Genomic DNA, 1,849 nt, shown 5'->3' with positions numbered 1-1,849 from the left:
AATAAAACAAAAAGATTAACAGAATTAATTGTTAATCTTTTTGTCCTACTTTATCTAATTTTTTAATATCCATATTAAAACTCCTAACAATTATTAACTTTTAAAATATAATTAAACTAATAATAAAGATTATCTATTTTACTTATTGATACAAAAAGTATATAAAATAATCTTTTTTTTATAAGATATTATAATTCTACCATTTTGTTGTTAGTCTTTAAATAAGATTTTATAATTTAATAAAAATTTGAAATTCTTTTTGTTATTTTTTCAATTACAACAGAATTTTATTATAATTAAATAAATAATAACTTAGATATAGGAGTATATATGAAAAAAACAATCAATGATGTTGTTTTAAAAGACAAAAAAGTCTTAGTTAGAGTGGATTTTAATGTTCCATTAAAAGACAGTATTATTTATTCTACTAAAAGAATTACAGCAGCACTACCTACTATTAAAAAAATTATCAGCGATGGTGGTAAAACCATATTATTCTCTCACCTCGGAAGAATTAAGTCAAAAGATGATTTAAGAGAAAAATCACTTAGACCAGTATCTGCTGAATTATCTCGTTTATTAAACAAAGGCGTTATCTTTGTCCCTTATACCAAAGGTGAAGTATTAGAAAAAGCTATTAATCAAATGAAACCAGGTGATGTTTTGATGGTTGAAAACACCCGTTTTGAAGATTTAAATGATAAAGCAGAAAGCAAAAACAATCCAGATCTTGGTAAATACTGAGCATCATTAGGAGATGTATTCATTAATGATGCATTCGGAACTGCACATAGATCACATGCATCAAATGTTGGAATATCTAAAAATATGAGCGAATCTGCTTTAGGATATTTAATGGAAAAAGAAGTAACATCCCTTAAAAAAGTATTGAACAATCCAGAACATCCGTTTGTTGCTATTATAGGTGGAGCTAAAGTATCAGATAAAATCCAAGTTCTTGAAAACTTAATTCAAAGAGTTGACAAAATGGTTATTGCTGGCGGTATGGCATATACATTTTTAAAGGCTACTGGTTATGCAATTGGTGAATCATTAGTAGAAAACGATTTTGTTGCTCTTGCTAAGGATTTCTTAGTTAAATACAAAGATAAAGTTGTTTTACCTGTTGATCATGCAGTTGCGAAGGAATTTAAAGATGTTACACCAGAATTCCATGCTGGGGGAATCAAAGATGGATATATGGGATTAGATATCGGTCCTAAATCTTTAGAATTAGTTAAACAAACTCTTCAGGGAGCGAAGACTGTTGTATGAAACGGCCCTGTTGGTGTTGCTGAATTTGAAAACTTCCGTAATGGGACATTTACCGTATGTAAAGCAATAGCAGAACTAAAAGATTGCTACTCAGTTGTAGGTGGTGGTGATTCAGTAGCTGCTGTTGAAAAACTTGGAATGTCAGATAAATTCTCACATGTATCAACTGGTGGTGGAGCAAGTTTAGAATTATTGCAAGGACTTGAACTACCTGGAGTTACTGCTATCCAAGATAAAAAATAGAAATTTTGTTTCGTTTATACATCTATGTATAAACGATTTTTTATATATTCTTAATAATGTGAAAATATTAAATTCATATTCCATAAATAAATAAAAATCCACAAATTTTTTGTGGTTTCTGTTTTTTTTTTTTTTTTTGCTTTATCATATATAAAGTTAAATTAAAAATCAAACAAGAAGGAAAAATGACAGAAAAAACAAGATTATTATTTAGATTAAACCTTGCTACCTTAATATTAACCTCAATTACAATGCTATTTTGGATTATAACAACTGCTAAACAAGGACATAAAAATTAACAGAAAATTAACATTGTATCATCTCTGCATAT

Annotated in this window: 1 protein-coding gene; it reads left to right on the top strand. The window is 27.8% G+C overall.

Going from position 1 to position 1,849, the window contains the following annotated elements; translation table 4 throughout:
* The first annotated feature begins 330 nt into the window (after nt 1–330).
* Complete coding sequence (locus ACXYRP_RS04150; RefSeq protein WP_458615282.1) at nt 331–1,518, top strand: phosphoglycerate kinase; 1,188 nt, start codon at nt 331–333, stop codon at nt 1,516–1,518.
* Nucleotides 1,519–1,849 lie beyond the last annotated feature (331 nt).

It is taken from the genome of Mycoplasma sp. 5912 (assembly GCF_054353835.1).
The sequence above is the reverse complement of the archived record's forward strand: the minus strand, read 5'-3'. Positions and strand labels throughout refer to the sequence as shown.